Origin of the sequence: Paenibacillus sp. Cedars (genome assembly GCF_003184205.1) — a bacterium.
Lineage (GTDB): Bacteria > Bacillota > Bacilli > Paenibacillales > Paenibacillaceae > Paenibacillus_AQ > Paenibacillus_AQ glucanolyticus.
This window is the reverse complement of sequence record NZ_CP020866.1, coordinates 4455270-4479883: the sequence shown is the minus strand read 5'-3', so window position 1 is coordinate 4479883 and position 24614 is coordinate 4455270. Positions and strand designations below refer to the sequence as shown.

The 24614-nt window shown below is 47.6% G+C and carries 25 protein-coding genes and 1 riboswitch; of the genes, 12 read left to right on the top strand and 13 right to left on the bottom strand.

From position 1 onward, the window contains the following. Positions 1–98: 98 nt before the first annotated feature. The 4 genes from B9D94_RS22420 to B9D94_RS22410 form a co-directional block, all read right to left on the bottom strand. Complete coding sequence (locus B9D94_RS22420; RefSeq protein ID WP_036641296.1) at positions 99–818, bottom strand: peptidylprolyl isomerase; 720 nt, start codon at positions 816–818, stop codon at positions 99–101. Between the two features lie 236 nt (positions 819–1054). Continuing rightward, positions 1055–1447 (bottom strand): hypothetical protein, encoded by a 393-nt coding sequence (locus B9D94_RS22415; protein WP_036641298.1) that lies wholly within the window; start codon positions 1445–1447, stop codon positions 1055–1057. Positions 1448–1550: 103 nt separating this feature from the next. After that, complete coding sequence (locus B9D94_RS31120) at positions 1551–1727, bottom strand: hypothetical protein (RefSeq protein ID WP_172963984.1); 177 nt, start codon at positions 1725–1727, stop codon at positions 1551–1553. Positions 1728–2004: 277 nt separating this feature from the next. Continuing rightward, on the bottom strand, positions 2005–2703 hold the full coding sequence (locus B9D94_RS22410; protein WP_148248003.1) for a hypothetical protein: 699 nt from the start codon (positions 2701–2703) through the stop codon (positions 2005–2007). A gap of 339 nt (positions 2704–3042) precedes the next feature. Between B9D94_RS22410 and B9D94_RS22405 the strand changes: the two genes are divergently transcribed. From B9D94_RS22405 to B9D94_RS22395, 3 genes are all read left to right on the top strand, one after another. Then, complete coding sequence (locus tag B9D94_RS22405; RefSeq protein WP_083811667.1) at positions 3043–4494, top strand: SulP family inorganic anion transporter; 1452 nt, start codon at positions 3043–3045, stop codon at positions 4492–4494. A gap of 200 nt (positions 4495–4694) precedes the next feature. Next, entirely contained in the window at positions 4695–6602 is a 1908-nt protein-coding gene (locus B9D94_RS22400; protein ID WP_006208686.1) for an ATP-binding protein, read from the top strand. Between the two features lie 267 nt (positions 6603–6869). Further along, complete coding sequence (locus B9D94_RS22395) at positions 6870–8759, top strand: sensor histidine kinase (protein WP_152827557.1); 1890 nt, start codon at positions 6870–6872, stop codon at positions 8757–8759. Positions 8760–8924: 165 nt separating this feature from the next. On the opposite strand, the gene B9D94_RS22390 is transcribed toward B9D94_RS22395, so the two are convergent. Together B9D94_RS22390 and B9D94_RS22385 are read right to left on the bottom strand one after the other, a co-directional pair. Beyond that, the gene (locus B9D94_RS22390) at positions 8925–9164 is read right to left on the bottom strand and encodes an NHLP leader peptide family RiPP precursor (RefSeq protein WP_006208688.1); all 240 of its coding nucleotides are present in this window, start codon (positions 9162–9164) and stop codon (positions 8925–8927) included. A 72-nt stretch (positions 9165–9236) separates the two neighbouring features. Beyond that, the gene (locus tag B9D94_RS22385; protein WP_036641303.1) at positions 9237–10190 is read right to left on the bottom strand and encodes a class 1 isoprenoid biosynthesis enzyme; all 954 of its coding nucleotides are present in this window, start codon (positions 10188–10190) and stop codon (positions 9237–9239) included. Between the two features lie 236 nt (positions 10191–10426). Here B9D94_RS22385 and B9D94_RS22380 point away from each other — a divergent pair, with 236 nt between their 5' ends. Both B9D94_RS22380 and B9D94_RS31115 read left to right on the top strand, forming a co-directional pair. Next, positions 10427–11104, top strand: a complete 678-nt coding sequence (locus B9D94_RS22380) for a general stress protein (RefSeq protein WP_006208690.1) — start codon at positions 10427–10429, stop codon at positions 11102–11104. Between the two features lie 66 nt (positions 11105–11170). Next, positions 11171–11623, top strand: coding sequence for a hypothetical protein (locus tag B9D94_RS31115; RefSeq protein WP_172963983.1), 453 nt, complete (start codon positions 11171–11173; stop codon positions 11621–11623). 219 nt (positions 11624–11842) lie between these two features. Here B9D94_RS31115 and B9D94_RS22370 read toward each other — a convergent pair whose 3' ends face one another. Then, complete coding sequence (locus B9D94_RS22370; protein WP_148248002.1) at positions 11843–12952, bottom strand: GNAT family N-acetyltransferase; 1110 nt, start codon at positions 12950–12952, stop codon at positions 11843–11845. A 183-nt stretch (positions 12953–13135) separates the two neighbouring features. Between B9D94_RS22370 and B9D94_RS22365 the strand changes: the two genes are divergently transcribed. The 3 genes from B9D94_RS22365 (at position 13136) to B9D94_RS22355 (ending at position 16367) form a co-directional block, all read left to right on the top strand. Continuing rightward, complete coding sequence (locus B9D94_RS22365) at positions 13136–14584, top strand: potassium/proton antiporter (RefSeq protein ID WP_040680340.1); 1449 nt, start codon at positions 13136–13138, stop codon at positions 14582–14584. Between the two features lie 203 nt (positions 14585–14787). Next, positions 14788–15261: a Dps family protein gene (locus B9D94_RS22360; protein WP_006208694.1), complete on the top strand. Its 474-nt coding sequence runs from the start codon at positions 14788–14790 to the stop codon at positions 15259–15261. Positions 15262–15455: 194 nt separating this feature from the next. Then, on the top strand, positions 15456–16367 hold the full coding sequence (locus B9D94_RS22355; protein ID WP_036641314.1) for an EcsC family protein: 912 nt from the start codon (positions 15456–15458) through the stop codon (positions 16365–16367). Between the two features lie 99 nt (positions 16368–16466). Here the strand turns inward: B9D94_RS22355 and queF are convergent, their stop codons facing one another. The 6 genes from queF to B9D94_RS22325 all read right to left on the bottom strand — a co-directional run bounded on the left by queF (position 16467) and on the right by B9D94_RS22325 (position 20474). After that, positions 16467–16964, bottom strand: a complete 498-nt coding sequence (gene queF, locus B9D94_RS22350) for a preQ(1) synthase (RefSeq protein WP_036641315.1) — start codon at positions 16962–16964, stop codon at positions 16467–16469. Positions 16965–17027: 63 nt separating this feature from the next. After that, entirely contained in the window at positions 17028–17738 is a 711-nt protein-coding gene (gene queE, locus B9D94_RS22345; RefSeq protein WP_052649264.1) for a 7-carboxy-7-deazaguanine synthase QueE, read from the bottom strand. Positions 17739–17814: 76 nt separating this feature from the next. Further along, on the bottom strand, positions 17815–18306 hold the full coding sequence (queD, locus tag B9D94_RS22340) for a 6-carboxytetrahydropterin synthase QueD (protein ID WP_148248001.1): 492 nt from the start codon (positions 18304–18306) through the stop codon (positions 17815–17817). Next, positions 18303–18980 carry a 7-cyano-7-deazaguanine synthase QueC gene (gene queC / locus B9D94_RS22335; RefSeq protein WP_036641320.1) on the bottom strand — a complete coding sequence of 226 codons (678 nt, stop codon included), beginning with the start codon at positions 18978–18980 and terminating at the stop codon, positions 18303–18305. The genes queD and queC overlap by 4 nt, the downstream gene beginning before the upstream one ends. Positions 18981–19111: 131 nt before the next feature. Beyond that, positions 19112–19143, bottom strand: a riboswitch (PreQ1 riboswitch). Positions 19144–19250: 107 nt separating this feature from the next. Further along, positions 19251–19955 (bottom strand): AIM24 family protein, encoded by a 705-nt coding sequence (locus B9D94_RS22330; protein ID WP_006208700.1) that lies wholly within the window; start codon positions 19953–19955, stop codon positions 19251–19253. 66 nt (positions 19956–20021) lie between these two features. Next, entirely contained in the window at positions 20022–20474 is a 453-nt protein-coding gene (locus B9D94_RS22325; protein ID WP_006208701.1) for a hypothetical protein, read from the bottom strand. A gap of 221 nt (positions 20475–20695) precedes the next feature. Between B9D94_RS22325 and B9D94_RS31110 the strand changes: the two genes are divergently transcribed. The 4 genes from B9D94_RS31110 to B9D94_RS22310 all read left to right on the top strand — a co-directional run bounded on the left by B9D94_RS31110 (position 20696) and on the right by B9D94_RS22310 (position 23839). Then, on the top strand, positions 20696–20863 hold the full coding sequence (locus tag B9D94_RS31110; protein WP_006208702.1) for a hypothetical protein: 168 nt from the start codon (positions 20696–20698) through the stop codon (positions 20861–20863). A 186-nt stretch (positions 20864–21049) separates the two neighbouring features. Beyond that, positions 21050–21736: a hypothetical protein gene (locus B9D94_RS22320; RefSeq protein ID WP_006208703.1), complete on the top strand. Its 687-nt coding sequence runs from the start codon at positions 21050–21052 to the stop codon at positions 21734–21736. Between the two features lie 159 nt (positions 21737–21895). Continuing rightward, on the top strand, positions 21896–22294 hold the full coding sequence (locus tag B9D94_RS22315) for a helix-turn-helix transcriptional regulator (RefSeq protein WP_006208704.1): 399 nt from the start codon (positions 21896–21898) through the stop codon (positions 22292–22294). Positions 22295–22636: 342 nt separating this feature from the next. Next, complete coding sequence (locus B9D94_RS22310; protein ID WP_006208705.1) at positions 22637–23839, top strand: S-layer homology domain-containing protein; 1203 nt, start codon at positions 22637–22639, stop codon at positions 23837–23839. The last annotated feature ends 775 nt before the right edge of the window (positions 23840–24614 follow it).

Here is a 24614-nt window from a genome sequence, read left to right as displayed (position 1 = left end):
TGATTACGGGTGGCGACCTAAAAAACAGGACCCGTACGCATAATGAATGCGTCGGGTCCTATTTCGCTTGTTTATGGCAGGGGCTGGCAGGGAGATCTCTATTCCTGCTTCTTAGGTTCCGGATAGTCCTTGCCGAGTGTATCTACCGTCACTTTTTTCATGACGGGAACCTCCAGCGGTTTGTCCATCTGATCCCGCTCCAAGCCCACGATTTCCTCTGCAACCTCCATTCCTTCAATAACCTTTCCGAAGGAAGCGTACTCCGCATCCAGGGATGGCGCATCCGCCACCATGATGAAGAATTGCGAGCCGGCGGAGTTGGGATTCTGTGCTCGTGCCATGGACAGGACGCCTGTTGTATGCTTCAGGTCATTCTGAAATCCGTTGGATGTGAATTCTCCGGCAATCTCGTAATCGGGTCCGCCTGTTCCATTTCCATCCGGGTCGCCCCCCTGAATCATAAAGCCGGGGATGACGCGGTGGAAGCCTGTCCCGTCATAGAAGCCTTGTTCCACCAGCGAGATGAAATTGTTTACCGTATTCGGTGCAACTTCAGGATAAAGCTCCAGCTTTATCGTTTTGCCGTTCTCCATCTCAATTGTGACGATGGGATGACTGGCGTTCGGGTCAGGAACGTTCTGCTTAACTTCCGTCTCCTTCGGCGGCTCCGTTTCGGGAGCTGCCCCGTTCGAGGTGCCGGTGCCGCCCGCAGCGCCACCTTCGGTACCCTTGTCATTCTGGCCGCATGCCGTCATTACGAGCAGTAAAGCAAGTACTACAAATAGAGCGGGCATCCAGCGTGTTCTACGTTTCAACATCTTTGACTCCTCCTGTGCTATTCCTAATCAAGCCTTAAATATTTCATCTGAATCATATCTTAACACAGGTTGGACAAGTACTGAAAATCGAAAACATAGAGTATACATTAGAGAAGCATTTATCGGCAAATCTTCACGGAACACAGACCCTTTGTTTTCTGCAACTTAAAATAAGAGCCTCGGGACTTGGCATCAGTCCGGAGGCTCTCGCAAGAGAAGCTGGAAGGGATAAGCGCTTATTTTGCCGGGAATATGCCCTCCACTTTGTTTAAGGGAAGCAGAATTCGCGAACGGTTCTTGTCCTTGGCGAGCAGCTCAATAAAATCGGCTCCGATTCTGACAAGCCGGATCCGATTAAAGGCGCCGCGGGTAGGGAAGGTGGTCCGTACCCCCACAAGTACCGTTCTCATTGGCGGTTTGACGTCAAATACCCGGATCGAATTGAGACTGGAGGGCACGAAGAGCTCACCTTGTACCTTAACAAAATTTTTCGGGAATACCCGCTGCAATCGCCCGGGCTCTAACCCGGTATGGGGAGCGTTGATCTCTACCAGATGTCCGGTTAAGGAAGCCAGTCGCTGCTGCAGCGTGATTTTATGTCCTCCATGATGGAGCGGCAATCCTTTCATCTTAATCATCATCCTTCCAGGGTCGTGTGGTGTAGTGTATGTTGGAAGGTATGGCAGGGGTGAAAGAAGAGATTCACGTTTCCATCATGTTGATCATAAAGTTTTAGGATGAGGAGTCGTTTCCGCGGTTACTGGTTTCACTGCCATCGGGTTTCTCGTGTTTGATGCTGTCAGGAATGGGAATGCTGTCCGGGTATGAATCTTCCTTAAACAGACCAAATTCCTCATCAATGTCGCGTTCGGTCACTAAACGTTTGTTCTCGTCAGATTGCTTCTTCATCGGCTGTTCCTCCTATTAAATCAAGTCTTTGAAAAAGGTAGCGGCTGGTATAAGAACTGATAGTTTGACCCATACTGGTTTACTATAAAGATGGATGTATGGGAGGCATAGGCATGGAAAGAAAGGGAAATATATTAACAGCACTCATATGGGGCACGCTGATCGGCATTTTGCTGTGGATGTCCTTTCTCGGCTGGCTGGATATCATATTCGGAAAATAGATGGATAGCAGAAGACCCGCCTTCTCATATGGGAGAGGCGGGTCTTCTGCTATTACTTAATCCTCCTCGCCATGACTGCCGTTCAGAAGATCAATTCCGTGTATGCCTTCATCTGGCGGTGCTGCAGGGTCCACCGGGCTATTGGCCGAGATGGCGTCCGCATCCGGTATATCTTCGAGCGGCATATATTGATCCGTTTCAGAGGGGTAATCCTTAAATATGTCCTGATTAAGAAATGCAGTCCCGCTGCCGGTTAATGCAGCGTCGGCCGCAACCCGCTGCTCCCTGTCCCCAGCGTACTCCGCGATGACTTCATCACCGGGACGAGTAGGGGGCTCTGCCTCAATGGCCCGCCATTCCCGATCAGCCACATCATCCGCGACATCCCGGTTGACGGTTTCGTGGACTGATCGATCCGCCTGCAGTCGGTCCGTTTCTTTGATTCCCGCAGACGAAGAGATCCTCTCGCCGGCAATCGTCCGCTGATCGGGCTCAGCACCGGTAGCCTCCCACGCATCGATGGCGCTGCGATCGGGATTCAAACGTTCCTCGGGTTTCGCGTCCGCAGGAGCTGCTTCATTCAGATCGTATGCGATATGATCCGCATGCTCACTGCTAAGACTTTGCTCCGTGTAGGTGTTCACATCCCTCAGATCATCCTTCGGAATCATGTCCGCATCCTCTACTCTTCGACTGGCCTCAAATTCCAAATATGTCAAATCCGCTAGCGTATTACGATTGTTTTCATCTCGCATGTTGCACAGCTCCTTCCTTCAATCCATGTGAAATAATTTTTCTATACTTCGACTTTACCCGCTGAAACAAGAATGAATCCCGAAACGTCCAGGTTATGGTGAACCAAGTAATTGTTAGCATGCCCTGTCATTCCGCGTATTATGAAAATCCTCAGAATAGGAAAATGGACGAAAGAGTAGCTAAGCAGGAGGAAATAAAGGATTTTATGGGGTATATGCGCTTAATTGCATAATGAATTTTATAATTGATCCCGCTATAATCAAAAAAGTGATTAACGGCCCCGACAATTCTGAGAGTGGATTGTCAACCATTACAATAGAATGGAAGTGATTATGACTTTGTTTCAATGGATTAAACAAGGCTTCTTTGGCAACTCGCGCAAAGATATTTTATCCGGATTGACGGTAGCATTTGCGCTCATACCCGAAGCGATTGCGTTCTCGATCATGGCGGGCGTGGATCCTATGGTGGGGCTCTATGCCTCCTTCGTGATTGCTGTCAGCATTTCGTTTTTTGGCGGGCGTCCAGGCATGATTTCTGCGGCGACAGGGGCCATGGCATCGTTGATGGGACCGCTTGTGGTTCAACACGGGATTGAGTATTTATACGCGGCAACCATTCTCACTGGGCTCTTGCAGATGGTGATGGGAGCGCTCAAATTCGGACGTTTTATCACATTTGTTCCCCAGCCGGTCATTACCGGATTTGTGAACTCGCTGGCAATCATTATTTTTCTGGCCCAGCTTCCGAATTTCAAAGGGGAATCGTGGCCCATGTACTTGATGGTGGTCGGAACGCTGCTCATTATTTATCTGCTGCCGCTGGTGACCAAAGCCGTTCCATCCGCACTTGTTGCCATTATCGTGATGACGATCATCGCCGTTTGGTCCGGAGCGCCTGTCCAAACGGTGGGGGACATGGGCAACATTACGCAGACCCTTCCGTTCTTTCATTTACCGAATGTAAGCATCAGTTTGGATATGATCCTGACGATACTGCCTATCTCTCTTGCACTTGCGGTAGTCGGGATAACGGAATCGCTTCTGACGGCTTCACTCGTGGATGAGATGACGGAGACGGGCAGTGATAAGAATCGTGAAATTCGTGGTCAAGGTCTCTCTAATGTGATTACTGGATTTTTCGGCGGTATGGCAGGATGCGCCATGATTGGGCAGACCGTCATTAATGTAAAATCGGGAGGGCGCACCCGATTATCTACTTTGGTATCCGGTGTGTTCCTGCTATTCCTCATCATTGTACTGGGGGATGTTGTGAAGCAGATTCCTATGGCCGCTCTTGTGGGCGTGATGTTCATGGTTTCGATCGGTACGTTTGAATGGGGATCTCTCCGCACGCTTCATCGGGTGCCCTTAGGGGATGCCATTGTCATGCTGGCAACAGTGATCATTGTCGTTGCAACACATAACCTGGCAATCGGGGTCATGATTGGCATTATTTTAAGCGCACTGAATTTCGGCTGGAAGATGGCCCGTATTCATGCGGTTCCGCACACGCAGCCGAATGGAACGAAGGTATATGAGATCCGAGGGCAGCTATTTTTTGGAACGATGATGTATTTCGTAGACCTGTTTGATGTGAATGAGGATCCGGAATGTGTTGTGATTGATTTCTCCAAGTCCCATGTCTGGGATCAGTCAGCCACGAACGCCATTTCCAAGGTAGTGAACAAATACAAGGAAGCTGGAAAAGAAACCACCCTGGTTGGTCTTAATGAGGAAAGCCAGCGGATGGTTGATAAAGTTGGTCTTGCCTCGAGCTCTGCGCACTAATGATGCAAGGGACTGCTCTTAAACCTTTAGGTTACGGGCAGTCCCTTTTTATTTTGCCATATGGTAATAAAATTTTACGAACGCAACACCCGTTTCATGTTATATTGATTGTAAATGGACACGAAGTTTGTCGAATTAGACATAGCGAGGAAGGCAACGCATTTTTATTGACTATGATAACGGTTAGAGGTGCTGACTAGATGAAGGATATGCCCAAATACATATTCCTGCTGGTGCTGCCGCTGCTGCTGTTTATATCCATGATGTCACCGGAACAAGCGGACGCATACGATGCTCAAATCTTGATCCCCGACTGGCAGTATATGCGGGATCTGGAACCACAGGACGTCGTTTCGCCAGCCAATATCCAGGATCCAGGGAGATGGGTAGAGGGAAGACCAGATGAAACGGGGCCCCCAAAGTCAGATGGGGTATATTCGGCATGGAATCGTTTTACCTTGCCCAAGTTTCCGTGGAGTCAGTCCGCTATCATGATTGATCGCATTAAGGGACAGAATGTTATGGTTTTTCTGGAGAATGAGCTGTTATACGAAGCCAAGCGAGACTATATGTATACAAACCATTCGCTGCTGCTCCCCATTCATCCGGAGGACGCCGGAAAGACCATTTACCTATGGATGAGCGGCGTCAGTGATATAACGCTGGGCATTGACAGCAACGTCAGACTTGGCGAATATGACCAACTGCGGGGAGCGTTCATCAAGAACGACCTGGAAGATTTCATATTAGGGAGCTCATTTCTGTTTATTGCCGTGGTGATGTTCTGCTGCTGCCTGTTTCTTCCGAAGCATACGGTATCCAGCTGGCTTGCACTTAGTGTGGTGATACTGGCAAGCGGGGCCTTGCTTATTACGTACTCCCCTTTCTTGTATACCTTCTACGGTGATCTCGGAAATGTGTGGGTTACGGCATTTGATGTTGCGCTTTTAACGGTGCTGCCGGCGATGTATTATTATTTCGAAAAAATATATGGTTCCGGTCCTTATCGTTTGATTCGATATTGCCGAAGGTTCCAGATGATCTATTCCCTGGCTTGTGTTATATTCCTTGTCGTGAACTTGCTTAGCGGCAATCAGTTCTATGACATTTATTATCTCGTCTCGGTGCAAATTCTGGGCGTCCTGATTATTCTGCAGCTCCTGCTGCTGGTTGGAACCACGATTCTCTATGCTTCCAAGCGGAATAAGGATGCTTATATCTTTTCATTTGGCTTTGGTATCATGGCGTTAACAACGCTGGGAGATTTGCTGGCCTTCTATTATAAAGACCAGAAATATGATTTTTTTCTATGGAAATGGGGCGTTATCGCGCTGATTGTTTCCCTGATCGTTATGCTTGGCCGCAAATTTGTCCGCAGTCATGAGCAAGTGGTCCAATATTCCCGGAAGCTCGAGATGTTTAATAACGAGCTCCAGCGTTCGGAGAAAATGGAGATCATCAGTGAACTGGCCGCCTCGGTTGCACACGAGGTTCGCAATCCGCTGCAAGTGACGCGCGGCTTCATGCAGCTTTTGTCACAAAACTCCAAGGAGACCGAGAAGGAGTACTTTGGCTTGGCGCTGAAGGAGCTGGACCGGGCGTCCGCCATCATCACGGATTTCCTCACCTTTGCCAAGCCTGAATTGGAGCATGAGGTCAAGCTGAATGTGTATGAGGAGCTTAAGCACGTGAAAGGAATCCTGCTTCCGCTTGCGAATCTTAGCGGGGGGACAATCAAGCTTGATGATACCAAGGATTTATATATTAACGGCAACTCTTCCAAATTGAAGCAGGCGATGATTAACATCGTCAAGAACAGCATAGAGGCATTGGATGAAGAGGGGATTATTCGCATCTGGGCGTATGCCGAGTCGGAAGAAGTCGTGATTCACATTAAGGATAATGGCATTGGCATGGACGCCCGTGATCTGGAAAGACTCGGTGAGGCTTATTTCTCGAATAAGTCCAAAGGGACGGGGCTTGGATTGATGGTTACCTTCCGGATTATTGAAGCGATGCGTGGGACCATCCATTTTATGAGCGAAAAGGGGAGTGGAACCGAGGCTGTTATCCGGTTTCCGGCTGCGAATGTATCGCAACCAGAGTAGCTGCACCATGAGGAGATGTCCCAAAAGCAGATTTGCTCACTGGACGAACAGCCTTACCTCACCCATCTAAAATGAATTACAGAGACATGGCGGTGCTAAAGGGATAATATCCTGGCACCGCCATTCTTATTTTACGGTTTGTTTCCGCTTTTTTACATAATGAATAGGAAATTTTATCATTTTTCCGAAATTTAGAAGGTGGAAGGTTTTGCTGCATCGAATAACTCAGTAAAGGTATTCACTCATTATAATGTTTGAGGTGCGTCAATGAGGTCTGGATGGAGAATCGCTGTGTTCCTGATCATCGTTATTGCTTTAAGCCAGGGCTACCCCAGGCTTGTCTTTGCCACCGAAGAAACGGCAGCACGGGCAGCGATTAAAGAGTGGAGAATCCTCTGGTCCGAGTCCGGAGGAATACCGGAGAGTGTACCCGCACATAGGGAAGACTGGACGGAGACTTCAGCTGGTGCTTCAGAGCCATCGAAGCCGCATGCCAAGACATCCGCATGGATTCATATGAAAATTCCTGAAATTACAGCTGCGTCTCCGGGGATTTTGATCGAAAAGCTGCATGGACAGCAGGTTGCAGTTTATGCCGATCATGTGAAGGTTTACGAATCTACAAGAGCGTACAATTATGAGTTGAACCACATCCTGCTTCCTTTGGATAAGGAGCTGCTTGGCAAGGACCTTCACATTTGGCTGGAAACCGCGAGGGATCATGTGACGATTGAAGGCAAGATCCTTGTCGGCGAATATCATGATCTGCTAAATCAGTTTGTTAAGTCGAATTTGGTGGATATCATTCTAGGAAGCGCCTTTGTTTTTATTGCTTTTGTTATGCTGATCTGCGCTATTTTCCTTAACAGAAAATATTTGATTGCCGTATTATCGCTGTCCTTTATTGTTTTATCTGTAGGCATACTTGTTTTTACATACTCCCCGTTTCTTTATACGATTTTTGATGAATATGGACATATCTACACTCACTTATACGACATTTCTTTGTTTATTCTACTCCCTTCGTTCAGTCTCTTTTTTGAAAAAATATTCGGGCTCGGTTGGAAAAATATGCTGCATAAACTCCGTAAATTTCAGGTGGTTTATTCGCTGTTTTGCGGGCTGTTTCTGGTGGTCAATCAATTGGCTTCCAATCAATGGTTTGATTTGTATTATTTCTTTTCCGTGCAAGTCATGGGGTTTGTGATGATCATTCAGTTCATATTGCTGATTGGAAGCTCGATGTTTTATGCCTTCAGGGGCAATAGGGATGCCGTCATTTTCAATGCAGGTTTTGCCGTGTTTGCCGTTATAGGTTTGGGAGAGCTGCTGCAATTTTTCATGACCCGGGGCAGCTACAATCTGTTCCTCTGGAAGTGGGGGATTGTCAGCTTCATTATTGCATTGATTGTTATCCTTGGGCGACATTTTGCCAAAAATCATGAGCAGATTCTTCAATACTCCAAAGAGCTTGAGATGTTCAACAATGAGCTGCAGCGTTCGGAGAAGATGGAGATCATCAGTGAGCTGGCAGCATCGGTCGCACACGAGGTTCGCAATCCGCTTCAGGTTACGCGGGGGTTCCTGCAGCTGCTTACTGGAAAGGCGGAGGCTGCCGAACGCGAATATTTGGATTTGGCTCTGGTGGAGCTGGACCGTGCTTCCGGTATTATTACGGATTTCTTAACCTTTGCCAAACCGGAATTCGGCAAAGACACGCTGCTTCAGATTTCCGAAGAATTCAAGCATATCGAAGGCATACTTGCCCCTCTCGCCCATCTGCAGGGAGGCAGGATCACTGTGGATATTCCAGAGGATATTACCATTCGGGGAAACTCCTCCAAATTCAAGCAGGCTTTCATTAATATTATCAAGAACAGCATTGAGGCACTGGGAGAAGAAGGGGTGGTTCATATCCGTTGTTACCGGCAGCAGAATCAAGTGTTTATCCATGTTGTTGATAATGGAGAGGGGATGGGGGCGGATGTAATAGCTCGGCTTGGAGAACCTTATTTCTCCAACAAAACCAAAGGAACCGGTCTTGGTTTGATGGTAACCTTCCGAATTATCGAGGCGATGGACGGAGATATCTTTTTTACAAGCAGAAAAGGAGTGGGGACGGATGCCATCATTACGCTTCCCGCAGCTTGCGAATGATTCGCCAGAGCTGCGGTAGCGATGGACGGCTGTCGTTCCCACTCTTTTTACCGATAATCGCAAGAAAAACATCTTCTCAACGTGGTTTGTCCTTCTAAGGAAGCACGTTGATTGATGTTTTTCTTGTGAATCTATTTATGAAATTCCCCTGCTGTTATGTAGTCTTTACCAGATGGCTCTTTCTTTGGCTTCAGATTTGATCACGCCCGTTGGATTCGGAGGAATGACCAGATACAGCTCGCCGGGATTTTCTTCAAGAGTTCGAATCTCGATGTGGTCTGGAATCCGTACGCCAAGGACTTCCTTGATGGCGGATTTAGGATCGCTGAGCAATTTTGCCTTAAAGCTAGGATCCTCCCAAGCTTTTTGAATCAATTGTGTTTGAAAGATGGCTTCTGTCGTCATTAGAATCACCCTTTCAAATAAATTGGTTATTTTTTACTCTTAAAGAATACCATGGAATAAATATAAAATCTATTATTTTTTGTTCAGTATAGACAAATAATAGTTTAACCCGCCAAACGAAAGTGTTTTTTTACTGTTTTCGATATTTTCCGCCTCGACATGAAGTTCATCTACAATCGTTTGGTGGAACGACATGAGATGAGGGGCGTCGATCTCTATCGTTAAGAGATGAGCGTGAGTTGCTGCAGCAATCTCTGCATAGGGCTTCAGTATATTGTGGATATAGAGTGCTTCTTGTACTTCCGATAGCGTCAGAGGCGCATCACTTGGCATCCCTTGTTCAGATTTAATGAGCGACAACAGGCAATTGTAGCTGCCATCGGCAAGATCCTGCTTCCAATCGGTCCAGTCGTCCATCATTTGCAAGGTCAGCAAGACATGATTCATGGCGTCATTTGTACGGGGGATCAGATCGGCCTGATCAGAGAGCAGCAATGCGGCGGTACTGCCGAGTTTGACCGGTGCCGCTTTTTTGGCAACCAGGATCGGATTGTCCTTAAAGTAATCATCTCCAGTCTCATGCATGACACCTTCCGACCATTCTCGCGTGTATGTTTTGAGATAGGACCAAAAGCTGGATTCAGCTGGGAAGTATGGCTGATAGGATGTTAGAAATTCATAATACAACAGGTTGGCAAGGGCGAGATGGTGTTTTGGATCTATCGGAGACTGACTGTCATGGGGTGAATCCATTATGTCATCTTGAATGAAGTAGTATAACATGCCGATGATGTTAGCGGTTGAGAGACGACGATATACATCGCCGGGGAGTGCGGTCAGTTCTTTCATCCAGAAGGGAAGAAGATAACAAATGTAATTTTTGGAACTATCCTGCTCGAATACATCAAATTTCTTCAAATACGATAGTCCGATCTCGTTCAGGGGAGCAGGTAACTCCCCTAGCCTTGCTTCGCACGCTGAGAATGCTGCAGCAAGATCGTCCTCGAATGGTTTGAACCAATTCATGGGATCACCAACCTATTCAATTTTTAAAGTACAAAGTGCTTACTTGCTATATTAGCATGAATGAAACATTAGTTAAATATTACCAGTCTGGAATTTGGACAAATGTGGAACTTTCCCGCCAGTATAGGGTTTTGGTCAAATATGTATTTTGGTTACAATGTTTGATTATGGCGGCTGGCGTTTAAGTTAGGAATGTACAGCGATAACCGAAAATGACAAACCAGGAGGTAATTCATATGACTCAGAAAATTGTTGGAGCCTTTAGGACGGAACAAGAAGCAACCCGGGCTATTGAGGAGCTAAAGCGGCAAGGATTCGGAGCCGATGAAATCTCTGTCATTGCTAAAGATCGAGGTGAATCTTCCCATATTCAGGAGGAGACAGGCACCAAGGCACCTGAAGGGCTGGCTTCCGGAGCAGCAACGGGTGGTGTGCTGGGCGGTGTAACCGGATTGCTTGCTGGATTAGGTGCATTGGCCATTCCGGGCATTGGGCCAATTATCGCCGCGGGTCCTATCGCAGCAACCCTTACAGGAGCTGCCGTAGGAGCCGGCGCGGGTGGATTGGTTGGCGGCTTGATTGGTCTGGGTATTCCGGAAGAGCAAGCAGAGGAGTATGGAGGATACGTGAACGAAGGCCATATTCTGGTGATGGTGGATGCGGATGAATCCAATGGCGGCCGGGTATATGATATATTTCGGAGTCACAGCGCGCTGAATGAGCATCATTACCGTGAAGAAGGCACATACAGCGGAACAGGCGCTCCGGTGGATTCCCGTTCCGAAGCAGCGGCTGCTACCGAGGATGCCGTTCCGGATCCTAACCTGTATCAAGGCTATGGTGATGGCAACGGCGGTGCGGTGAGTCCTGATATTGTAAGTCCGGATCGGGAAGAAACAAGAAAGAGACGATAAGTACTATCTCTATGTATATGTGATACAGGATAACAAAAACCGCCCGGTTCCCCGGGCGGTTTGCTTGTGCGCGATAATCTGCATTCATGTTATATTTCTTCCGTGTTATTGATTATCGCTTGCTGCGTTGTGCTCGCGTTTCCCTCGGCCCATGTCCCGGTCCGCCGGGACCAGGTCCATGTCCGGGTCCACCGGGACCAGGTCCATGTCCAGGTCCGCCCGGATGCCACGGGCCGGGTCCAGGTCCATGTCCAGGTCCGCCCGGATGCCAAGGCCCCGGCCCAGGTCCATGCCCAGGTCCGCCCGGATGCCACGGCCCCGGCCCAGGATATCCAGGTCCGCCGCCCGGATAACCTGGAGGGAATGGTGGATAAGGATAGATTGGATAATACGGTGGATAGTATGGATAAGGATAGTACGGATATCCGGGGATCAGACCCGGGATACCAAGGCTTGTTTGGGTTTGAAGTCCTCTTTTATGATGGTGACTCAAGCCATGCACCTCTTTCTATCAGGTAGGTTACCTCATCCTATGTAGAAGCGGAGAAGAAGGGCACTTATCTAGTCAAAAATAGGCGGACGGCCATTCGTCAGGTGGGGTGTACACATGTGAATCATTATACGTGGAGGCCTGTTAATAACAGGTGTGTAGCGCACCTAAGACTCTTAATTGAAAAAAAAGGCACATATGCTCTTCCCCCATAAGAGGAAGGAACATATGCACCTTCATATAAAACGCTAAATATATTGAAGACCTGCTGTATACGGAAGAGGTATAGGGTCAAAGGTTACGCTGCCGTTCGTCCGATATGATGACTCCGGATCAAACAAGAGCGAGAGCAGTCCCTCATCATCGAGCACCAATGCTTCATTGTTCAGCGTCAGGCGGTACGGACCATGTTCGCCCTCTGCTTGAATTAAACCATCGGGCAGCAGAGGCGCCAATTGGCGAAGCAATCGGGGGCCGCTGACCAGATACACGGTTCCGTCATTTCGTATATTTTCAGGTGTGACACCAGCAGATTGGATGAGTGCAGCGAGCTCGTTATCCTGCCATGGCAGAGGAACGGTCAGCTCTGTGAGATTGAAGGACTGGATAGCGCCTGCTATCAACAGTGCAGCTGCTTCAGGGCTTCCGCCCCATTCCACAAGGGTGGATTCTCTGGAAGGAGTCATGACGGTTCCTGGTACGGCAATAATCGCAAATGCAGTCAATACGCCGTCTTCTTCAGCCACAAGCACCTGCTGTTCCAGGCGGATCACGTTGGAGTATGCACTTGCATCAAGCAGTTTGTTAAGCTCTGAGGCAGTGGTAACATATCCAGCATCTCGCTGCTCCATTAGTCGGTGCACATCGAACAGATCCTGTGGCTGCATAGCCCGGATGTTCACCTGTTTACCGGTTGCCGTGCGTAATGGCTCTATGACGGCCGGGGATAGACGGAACCGGTATGCCCGGCCGAACAAACGGCTGCCTGCCCGGGTATATAGGGATCGGCCGCCAGAGATCAGAATTAAGGATGCTGCTGAAGCTTCGGCATGGTGGATGCATTGTTCCAGAAGTGTGCCGGCAAGTCGCTGACCCCGATAGTTGGGATCTGTACAAACGGAGCCGATGGAATAAATGTTTAGCTTCGCACCACGAATTTGTATGGAAAAAGGTACAAATCCCATAAAGGAAACCAGTTTGTCTTGATCCCAGGCTCCGTAAGAATGGCTGATGCCCGGCGAGAATATCGGAGGGAAAGATACTCCCATAGAAGGCTGTTCGGGCTGCTTAAGAAAAATACGGTCGGACAGTTCAACTGCATGATGTAACTGATCGCCTTTCATAATAGAAATGTTCACTCGATTGAGACCTCCCTATGCATGTCGCTAATTACCAGTATAAAGTCATTGGGTGCGAAATTTCCAGTAAACGTTTGCTTCCCGTCAGAAATGGGTTTCCAAGGCACATTCCAACTGCCTTGATGCGGAAAGAACATGTTATTAGGGTAATATAGTTTAACTTGATCTGCTGACACCGGAGGGATGAGCTTGCCAAGTTTTGTTGATTCCATGATTCTGCTATGCGGCGCTTTGCTTCTGACAAGCGTCCTGACCACAAAGTTCTCTTCCCGTTTCGGTATGCCTGCTCTGGTGCTGTTTATCGCAATTGGCATGATTCTCAGCCGATTCATCTATTACGATAATGCGGAGCTTACGCAGCTGGTCGGAATATTTGCTCTGATCGTTATTTTGTTTCAAGGAGGGATGCAGACCGATTTCAAAGAGATCAAACCGGTGCTTGGACCCGCTGTTTCCCTTGCAACGATTGGTGTTTTACTAACCACCGTTGTCGTTGGAGTATGCGCAGCCTTTATTCTGGATATATCCTTAAAAGAGGGACTATTAATCGGAGCGATTGTAGGCTCGACGGATGCAGCTGCCGTATTCTCGGTTCTAGGCGGAACGAATCTGAAGAGGCGGATTCGGATGACACTGGAAGCGGAATCCGGAAGCAATGATCCGATGGCGGTTTTTTTAACCGTGTCGTTAATCGAATGGATAGAACGTCCGGAGATGAATTTGCTCGGTCTGATTTTTTCTTTTGTCATGGAGATGGGGCTCGGTTTGGTCGTGGGTGTGCTCTTGGGAATGCTGGCTGTATATGTAATTAACCGCATCAATTTTGATTCCTCCGGCTTGTACCCCGTTACGGCATTGGGGTTTGCCGTGATGACTTATGCATCCGCCGCCTGGCTCGGAGCCAGCGGATTGCTGGCTGTATACGTCATGGCGCTGCTGCTTGGCAATGCCGAGTTGACTTACCGCAAGACGATTCAAGCATTTAATCAGGGATTTGCCTGGATGATGCAGATCGTGATGTTTGTGCTACTGGGACTTCTTGTGTTCCCGAATGAGCTGTCGGGGATTGTATGGGAAGGGCTGCTGTTGTCTCTGATTCTAATATTCATTGCCCGGCCGATTGGCGTGTTCGCCAGCTTGCTGTTCACCAAGTTTGCCGTGCGTGAGAAGATATTGATATCATGGGCCGGACTCCGCGGAGCTGTGCCGATCGTGCTGGCTACATATCCTGTTCTGGCGGGAGTCCAGCAGGGGGAGCTGTTTTTTAATGTGGTTTTCTTTGTTGTGCTGACCTCCGCGGTAATTCAGGGCACGACAATTTCCCCTCTAACCCAGAAGCTTTCATTGGTGGAGAGAGACAAGGCCAAAGCTCCGTCTTTATTGGAGTTAATGGCGCTGGGCAAAGCAGATTCCGAGATTAACCACATCGTTGTGGACGGGGAGATGCCCATTATCGGTAAGGAGATTCAGGAGCTGGGTCTGCCAGATGACATCCTGTTTACGGCCATTATTCGGCAGAAGCGTATTATTACGCCCAAAGGCAATACTGTAATTGAGGCCGGGGACACTTTATATGTGATGAATTCAAAACAAAAGCGAAAGGAAATGAAGGCCATACTGGGATTATCGTAAGCGTTGTGAGCTTAGGCCATATGATGCCTGTCACTGCAGGCGGATGGAAAAATAAATTAGGATAGAGTATAAATAGCTGGGGATTTCTTCATCCTATCTTCATCTGATAAGTTTCGATATCCTTTGCAAATGAGAGAGTAATCTGGTATGATTAATACAAGGATTTAGAATAAGTCTAAATACAATAAAAGGAGACGATATAGATGAGTAACTTAACCCATAATACGCAAGGAACTACAACGGATGAACTTCAGCAGATTTTGAATACACAGGTAGCCAACTGGAGCCTGCTTGGCGTTAAGCTGCACCATCATCACTGGTTTGTCAAAGGCCCCCAATTCTATGTGCTGCATGAGAAGTTTGAGGAGTTGTACAACGCAGCGGCAGGTTATGTAGATGAGCTGGCAGAACGGATGCTGGCCATTGGCGCCAAACCGGCAGCAACGATGTCACAGTACTTGAAACTCGCCACGCTTCAGGAAGCTTCGAATGAGAAGAGTGCCGAGCAGATGGTGGGTCAGCTGGTTGCAGATTTCGAGCAGCTTGCCGTGGAACTGAAAGCCGGAATCGAAGCAGCCAATCAAGAGGGTGACGATGCTACTGCTGATCTGTTGACTGGTATGGTGAGCGATGTTCAGAAGCATACCTGGATGCTGAACGCATACTTAGGGAAATAAAATGATCCAGGTGTAACATGGCATAGACTGAAGAATAGAGGAGAGAGGTTAACCTGAATAAGGGGTTGGCCTCTTTTTTTGCGAATGGAGGAAAAGACTGATAAGAGAATTTTCAATTTGTTGCGTCTTTTTGGCGTTTTGCTGCGTATACACCCTATAGTTATTTTTAATAGTGGGTAGAGGAGATAGTGAGAATGACGGAGATGGAATCACGGCAACAGCTGGAGTCGCAGCTTCAAGAGATATTGAAATGGGAGAAAGAGCAGAAGGATGTTATGTTCTGGGAGAAGCTCGGAAGAATTCCCTTTATGCTGCTGGATCGCCTCACCCCCAAGGCAGTTCAAGAGAAAATCGGCAGTGCCCTGAATGAGGTTGGCGGATTTATTCAGAACGGTGGAAAGCATCTTGTTCGCGAGAAGACGGTGTTGAACGTACTGGCTCAAACCGCGGGATTGGATGTTTCGGAGGCAGCTTCCAGCTCATCCGTGAAATCCGATCACAGGAAATCGGCTAGCGAGTTTGAGGACGGGGATGAGAAAAGGACGGGGACAGAGGAGCTGACTCTGGCATCTGCCGCAGCATTGCCACTCCACGTGATGGATACCGCTGCGGATACGCTAACAGTCAAGCGTGTCAAATTCGCCGCAGCGCAAGGGGCAGCAACGGGAATCGGCGGCGTGTTTACGATCGCTGCAGATCTGCCGATGGTGCTGGGTCAGTCGCTCAAGGTGCTGCAGGAGATGGCACTCTGCTACGGTTATGATCCGAACGATCCGCGGGAGCGGGTGTTCATCGTAAAATGCTTGCAATTCTCATCCGCAGACATCGTGGGGAAGAAGGCCGTGCTTGAAGAGCTTGCCCGTTTTGATGAGGAGCAGGCGACGGAGCAGGTATTCTCCCAACTGCAGGGCTGGCGTGAAGTGGTCCTGTCCTATACCGACAACTTCGGCATGAAAAAGCTGTTTCAGCTGATTCCGATTGCCGGGATCGTATTTGGATCGATCAGCAATAAGGCGACCATCAGTGATGTGGCCGAAGCCGGAAAAATGCTCTACAAGAAGCGCCGTCTTAGCTGCCGCCTGCGGAATATGGAATCTTCCTTGTAGGTATATATTCGATTATTCTTGTGACAAAAAGGGTTGCCCGCTTATCGTGCGTGGGCAACCCTTTTTTTTGACACATATTGAATTTTCACAAGCAGCATTCTAACGGTTATCCACTGTCTCCGGATATAAGTCGTGGTTCATCAGGCGGTTTGCAGCGATGTCTTCGTATTTGGTTCCCGGACGACCGTAATTGCAATACGGATCGATGGAAATGCCGCCGCGCGGGGTAAATTTGCCCCACACTTCGATGTATCTCGGATCCATCAGTTTGATGAGGTCATTCATGATGATGTTCATGCAGTCCTCATGGAAATCGCCATGGTTGCGGAAGCTGAACAGATACAGCTTCAGAGACTTGCTCTCGACCATTTTGATATCCGGAATATAGCTGATGTAGATGGTCGCAAAGTCCGGCTGGCCTGTAATCGGGCACAGGCTGGTAAATTCGGGGCAGTTGAATTTGACGAAGTAATCCCGGTAGGCATGTTTGTTGTCAAAGCTCTCCAGAATGCTGGGATCATATTCAAATGTATATTTAGTGCCTTGGTTGCCGAGCAGGGTAACGTCTTGCATCTCTTCTTTTTTTCTTCCAGCCATGAACGAAAACTCCTTATCACTATTTGTATTCTTCATCTTAATCAAGCTGATACTTACAGACGGTTATACTCCGCGCTTATTCCCCCATACAAGCGTGTGCAATTGCGGCAATACACGCACATCGTTCAAGCGGTCGGATAACATGACAGCCTCAACAAGCTGCTCATACCGATCCAGCAGATGAGAGACAAGCGTGGTTGTATCGCCAGTGCCTACATCGGGGTTGCCGGTCTGCAGGTAGAATGGCACATTCGGATAACGTTCGTGCACCGTCTCCGCATAAGCCAGATCGTGATCGTCAAACACCACAACCTTCAGGCTGAAGGATCTGCCGGGCGGACGTCCGGACAAGCGGGAGATGATATCATCCAGCTTGCCCCAGTCCGTAGCCATTCCGGAGCTTGGCGGCTTCGGCGAAATGGTGACTTCGTCAACCTCGTTCAGCCAATCCTGCCAGCGTGAACCCTGTGTCTCCACGGCAACGGTAATTCCATGCCGATGCAATTCATTCACAAGGGAGCCAAGCTGGGAGAGAAGAGCGGGATTCCCGCCGGAGAGCGTGACGTGATCAAAGCGTTCTCCGCCCAAGCGGTAGAGCTCCTGCCAGATGTCGTCCGCACTCATGTGCGAAATGGAATCCTTGGCGGACCCGTCCCACGTAAAGGCGGAATCGCACCAGGAGCAGCGATAGTCGCAGCCTGCCGTACGTACGAACATCGTCTTGCGGCCTACGACCATGCCTTCACCTTGAACGGTGGGACCGAAGATTTCCATGACGGGAATCGGCCGGTCCACCGTTGCGGCGGCGGAGGAGCCGCGGCCCGGATCGTTCGCGGTTGTAACATGCTGATCATTCATGGATCATCCACTCCCGTCTGACCTCGGCGTAGCTGGTCGGCGTCTCGAACAGGCGAACGAATTCGGTTCGTGTGCCTTGTTGCTCGTGCGACTCTTTGTTGCGGAGGGCGTCCTCCATTTTTTCAAACAGCCAGACCACCATGTTTTCCGCTGTTGTGTTCATTGGCGGTAGGGTCTCGTTTAAGTAACGGTGATCCAGATAAGGTTCGATATCCGTTTTCCAGCAATCTTTAATGTCGCCAAAGTCCACGGTAATACCGACTTCATTGGGAATACCGCTGATACCAAAGACCACTTTGTACGTGTGGCCGTGCAGGTTCTTGCACTTTCCTTCATAACAATGCAGATGATGGGCAGCATCAAATGTAAACTCTTTCGAGACAAGCACCCGCTTCCGGTGGTAACGCAGGCTTCCGGCATCGATGTCTTCTCCAAGCTTCTGCAGGTGCTCTACAATGCGGAAAGTCCCGGGCTCGCGGCTCATACCAGGCGCCCCCCTTCAGATACACGGTTACGGCGCAACATATAGTTGTCGAGACCGGCTTTTCTTAATTTGCATGCAGGGCATTCCCCGCAGCCGTCTCCTTTGATGCCGTTGTAGCAGGTTAACGTGTGGTCACGAACGTATTCCAGTGCGTTCATCTGGTCGGCAAGCTCCCAGGTTTCCGATTTGTCGAGCCACATCAGCGGCGTATGAATGACAAACGGGTAGTCCATGGCTAAGTTCAGTGTAACGTTGAGTGATTTAATAAAGCTGTCCCGGCAATCGGGATAACCGCTGAAATCCGTCTCACACACGCCTGTGATCAGATGTTTGGCTCCGGCGCCCTTGGCAAGCACAGCGGCAAAGCTGAGGAACAACAGGTTCCGTCCATCCACAAAAGTGGTCGGCAAGCCATCACCTTCTGCGATTTCAATATCGCTCCGTGTCAGCGCGTTGGGTGCCAGCTGATTAAGCAGGCTCATATCGAGCACCGTCTGCTTCACGCCTTGCTCCTTGGCAATCTGTGCAGCACATTCTATTTCGAGTTTATGGCGTTGGCCATAATCAAAGGTTACAGTCTCGACTTCGGCAAAGCGTTCCTTCGCCCAGAACAGGCAGGTGGTGCTGTCTTGGCCACCGCTGAAAACAACAACCGCTTTTTCATTTTTAAGCATAAAAAAACCTCTCATCCTTCATAAATTAAGAGCAGCCGAAGGCTGATCCCGTAGAAGAAAGAGAAGTTCATTGAACTGAATCCGTAAAAAAACAAGCCTTATTCTTAGGGTTTACACCGAATAAGACACGATAGTTTTTTATAGAGGGAGTTCACGAACCTCTCCCATACACCGTTAACGGGGCATGGATTGTCTTCTGTTGTTCTTGCGACCGCTTCTGGTTGAATATCCTGCGGCTCTAACTACGCCTTCCATTATAGCACGGCCTGATTATTTGATAAACACTCCGCCGAAGGGAATTGCTTCCCGTAAAAACCGCTTAATTATTCCTTCGTCGTTAAGTTCGTTAACGAGCCGCTGATTTTGGCGTCCCGCCTGAAACAAGACATACCCGTCACCGGTCAGCTTCCAATGGTAGTTCATATGCTGGCTTGCCAGATGATTGCCGTAAACGGTCAGGTCCAGCTTAGCTGCTTCGGGATATGCGATGATGCTCCCGGCGTCAACGTACAACGGCTCGGTGGGATGCAGCTTGACTTTGCAGACAGGACCCTGGGTCAAGATGCCGATGCTGCCATTTCCGGAAAACTTCATCTTAATGGCATCCCGCGTTACCAGCATGTTCTTGATCTTTAGTATCCGTGTCTGCATCGTAACCTGTTTGGTATAAAAGAAAACATGCCGAAAATCATAGAGCATGTCCTGTTCACCTTCCAGCTGAATCTCATGCATGTTAAAGCCAGGGGGAAGTGCTGCCGTGAATTGGCTTGGACCGGCAATGTCGGCACGAATCCATTTTTTCTTGCGATAGATACCCTTCACATTCATCAGACGATCGCTGCGCCCGGAGGAGGGACCACGATAGGCAACGATCTGCTCAGGATGCAGAACATGGACTGTGTCTCCGTCAGTCAGGGAGAAGGTCACCGCTTGTCCGGCTCCGCTGCCCGCTGCATCTTCCATTCGGATAATCAAGGCCGCGCCTCCTTTGTTCTGTATGGTCTATAGGATATGGATGGTGTAAGAGATATGGAGCTTGTCCTATTTCAAGCGGTTTGTCCGGCGCATACCGAATCGAAGGACACGTATGATAACAAAGTATCCGGCAGCTAAGGCCACGGCGGTTATGGCTACCGTCTTCAAGCGTTCGGCTCCCCTTTTGCGCGCGGCTTCCGCCTCTTGCAGCTGACCTACCATTTGGGTCAATTGCTGATTCTGCTCCGAAAGATTGGAGTTCTGTTCTGCCAGATTTACATTTTGCTGCTGCAGCTGCTCGGACGCGATTCTTGCTTTATCAAGTTCTTGCAAAGCCTGGTTATAGTTGTTCTTGAGCTGATTGATTTCTTCAGGCAGTCCGGAGAATTGCTGGATATTATCATACAGATTGTTGAAATAATTGGCGCTGACTGTTTTGCCTCCGGCTGGCAACGAGATCCCTGCCACCAGCAGCAAGAGTGAAAGTCGGATCAGCTTGGATTTTGTCGGCTTGCGCATGAGGGATCACCACCATTCGATTAATTATAGTAAATACGAATCAGATTCCGACAGGTTTCTATTAATATATTACCCACTTTCGTGGCAGATGTGAATCTATCCGCCGGCTGAGCTGTTTAACTTGTTCTTATGGAGGGTAATGAATTCAGGCAAGCGCAATGAAGTGATCCCATACGAGATTTTTCATAAATGAATGAACAGATAAAAAGGAGAAGACGATCATGATGAATGACAATAACGTGAAAAAAATTATGATTACAGTGAACGGAAAGCCGGTAGGCAACGGTTTGTTAATCGATAAAGTAACCTATGCCCCGATTCAACGTGCGGGAGGCGATATGGGGGACATCAAGTCGGTTTCCCTCTCCAGAGCAGCAGCAATAGGGTGATAGAATCTCCATTTCACGAAGAGTAAAAGATTTCCTTGTCAAAAAAGTGACAAATAAAAAAATATCCAAAAGACCGCAGCGAATAGGGCTGTGGTCTTTTTTTGTCGTAAACACAATCAGAACATATGTTCCGTGACAGTAAGATGTCCATCTGTATTGGTACATTATTAGAAGAAGAGGAAAGAGGTGGATGTGTTGCAGTCAGGCTTGTATTCGGATTTTACATGGAGCCACAGCCATGTATCAGCTGGCGGCACTAGTCAAGTCTTTCTGCTGATCGAGTGGAGGGCTGGTGTCCTAAGGCCAAAAACGCAGTCCAAAGGCTTTAATCAGCATATTGCTGAAGAAGTCCAGCTGCATCTTCAGTTGGGTGAGCGCGTCCAATTGGTACATATGTATGGGTGTCAAGGTGAGGTATTAAATGATCGTAATATTTCGTTGTCTTTAGGCTCTTTATTCGAAGGAAAATCCAAACAATTGCTTCTAGAACTAAGCGTGGGCTCCCGGTCATCCGGTGTGTATCCCATTATTACCGCTTTATGGACTTATGTAGATGTTCTGAAGCAGAAGGTCGTATTGCAGCCTTCCCGCACGATCCCGCTTCAATTCAGCAATCATACGGCATTGAAATATCGAAATCCAGATTATCGTGTTGAGAAGGTCCTGAAGTTATACCAGAATGCATCGATACTGGAGCAAGCAAGAGGCGAGCTGGAACAGGGCAATTTGGCTGAAGGGGAAGATCTGATTCGTAGACAGGCAGATGAGATGCTTGTATATGCAACCCGATTTCGGGATGCGGATTATTTGAAGGAGGCAGAGGCCCTTTATAAACTAAGTAGTTTGTATATGGATACATATCGGCAATCCTAGTCTGGAAATGCGAACAGCAAAAGGGACTTTAGACTTAAAAATTAACCGGTAATTGAGAATCTTTATATAAAAAAGGAAAAATGATTTCAGGGTCGAATGTACTACTTAGCAGTCAAGAAATATATGTCTAATTTACTAGAAAGATAGGGAGAATGCCATATGACAGACCGACTGATCCGACTAATGAGAATCATTACCCTTGTACAAGCAAGACCTGGGATCCTGGCTAGAGAGCTTGCCGAACGTTGTGGAACGAGTGAGAGAACCATTTATCGGGATATGGATGCCCTTAGTGCCATGCATATTCCCATTACTCATCAAGGCCGAGGACGCGGCTACACATTTATTGGACACTTTGCCATGTACCCGCTTGGATTGACGGAAGACGAGGTGCAAGCATTATTTAAACTGCTGTCCGTATTGGAGGATATCAAGCCAATGCTGCCTGAGGAATTTGAAAGCGCTTATGAGAAAGTGTTGGCGGCTGTATATAAGCAAACTGCAGAAAAAGCCGAATTTCAGGCAGGGGACCGGGATGAGTCCTCCCCGAATCTGTAACGACACCGCTAGGTGTAACCATTAAACCTCGATCGAGAGCACATATTTTTTATGTGGCTGTCGTTCGAGGTTTTATCATATCTAGGCATGACCAGAGACACGAATCAGCCGTCACGTGCGAAGATGCGAATGTATCTAGTAGAACAGAATCAGGATAGGAATATTATACCAATACATCAGGATTTATGATAAACTAACTACAATTTCTCTTCTCAATACAAAAATGTAATTATTGTGTAATTGTGAGAGATGACGGCTGATGTCCCTAAGCAAGGGCGTAGGAAGGAGATATGAAGCAATTTCATAGGTTTTATTCTACTACTTGTATTTAGGAGGATCGTTATGAAGAAAATCTCGATTAGTGTATTAACGGCAATTTCTGTCTTACTAGCAAGTTTGGCCTTGAACCCGGTGGAGGCTGCGCAAGCAGATGCCAGTGTTGAAGAGAAAGCGGAAACCCGAGAGACTGTTAATAAAAATTTCAGGGATATTCAAGGACACTGGGCTCAAGCAGCGATTAATGATGCGATCCAACGCGGTTATGTTGATGGTTATCCGGACGGAAGGTTTCTGCCGAATCATCAGGTCTCCAGAGCAGAATTTATAAAAATGGCTGTGTCAGCCATGGACATCGAGCTGGGTTCCTCAAGTTCAGGCTCTTGGTATACTCCGTATGTTAAAGCGGCCGAGTCGGCAGGTATATATAAGGCTGGGGATTTTGCCAACAATCAGCTCACGCAGCGTATGACGCGCGAAGAGATGTCCAAGCTTGCGGTAAAGGCTTTGGGATACAAGGATGTGGAAGACAAGCAGTGGATGTACCTTGCATCCAAAGATGGCATCATATCGGGCACTGCTCCAGGGGTAATCTCGCCACAGGGGACTACAACAAGAGCTCAGGCCATTGCGGTCATTGAGAGATTGCTTCAAGTCAAGAACGGCAAGGAACTTCCCGTTGATAAATATGCCGTAGCCGCAGCAGAAGTTTATTGGCATAAGACAAATATTTTCTCGGTGGCACCGGAGATTTTTAATGGGCCGGATAATAACAATAAAAATGTTGGTATTGATTCATGGAAGATGTCTAAGTTGCAGTTCGGTGCAACGGATGGTTCCGTTGTTGCTCAAGTAGATGAGCTTATTGCAATTGACTGGAATGATCCTAAAGATCCGAACCGCAAGCTTCTTCCTAGTAAAGAGAAACTAGTGTGGATACAGGGTTCTAATAGGAATGTTTTTACAAATGATTTACAGGCTTATGTAATTCTCTTGAAATCACACTACGTAGTTAATGAAAAACCAAAGTTATATCCCGCGAAAGAACTAGCACTCAATATCCGAGGCTTTAACGGGAAAGCAAACGGTACAGTGTTAAATATGCCACGCATCATTGAATCTACCGATCCTAAAAAGCAATTTAACGGTTTGGTTATTCCCAAACAAGGATTTAGTACTGGAGGTATAATTGAAGTCATGGTTGAAACTATTAGTGCTGGGGCTCCTGTATACCTTAATAAGTTATCAAGATCTATCTTGATTAAGTAAGGGATTAGTATTATGAACAGACAAAGGACTCCTATCATAGGTTCAATAACATTAATTTTTATTTTGTTGACATTAATCGTACTTCCCTTCGTTCAATCAGTTGAAGCAGCTAATGATACTACACAAGACGTTGATTTCGATTTTGTTATAGATTCAAGAGACTACGAATATAGCGGCTATTTATTTTCTTCTAAGAAGGATTTAGAAACAAAAAGAATTACTGTGAATGCTCCACCCGGGAAAGTGATTAAAAAGATTGAATGGATAAATAAGAAAACAAACTCACCAATAAGATCAATAAATGGATTTAGTCCAGGGGTAACATCATGGAGCGGTAAAGACACAATAAGTGGTACAAAAATAAAAGTATCATCTACCAATAACACAAATTATGGCGGGGTGTATTATTGGGATAGATGGTCGGTCTCAGATGCTGGAAATGAGTACGGACAATTGTGGAAGGCATCGAGTACCTTTGGAACAATTATGGATAACAGAAATTGTAGAAATGTTGAAAGAGAAAATATTCAAGGGCATCAATTGCCGAAGTACCCCGGATGTACTGATAAAGAAATGAAGGCGCCTATTAATCGCCAAGAAGCTTTCCTTATTTCGGAGATAGGGCATACATTGTTTGGAACTTGGATACGAAGTGGCGCGATTTCTGATGAGGTTACTGCTAAAAATATTCAAATTGATGATACAACTAGGATTCCGGATGTACATGGTACATTTGGAACATCGGATCCAAGTACAGTTGGTGGAGAAGTAATAA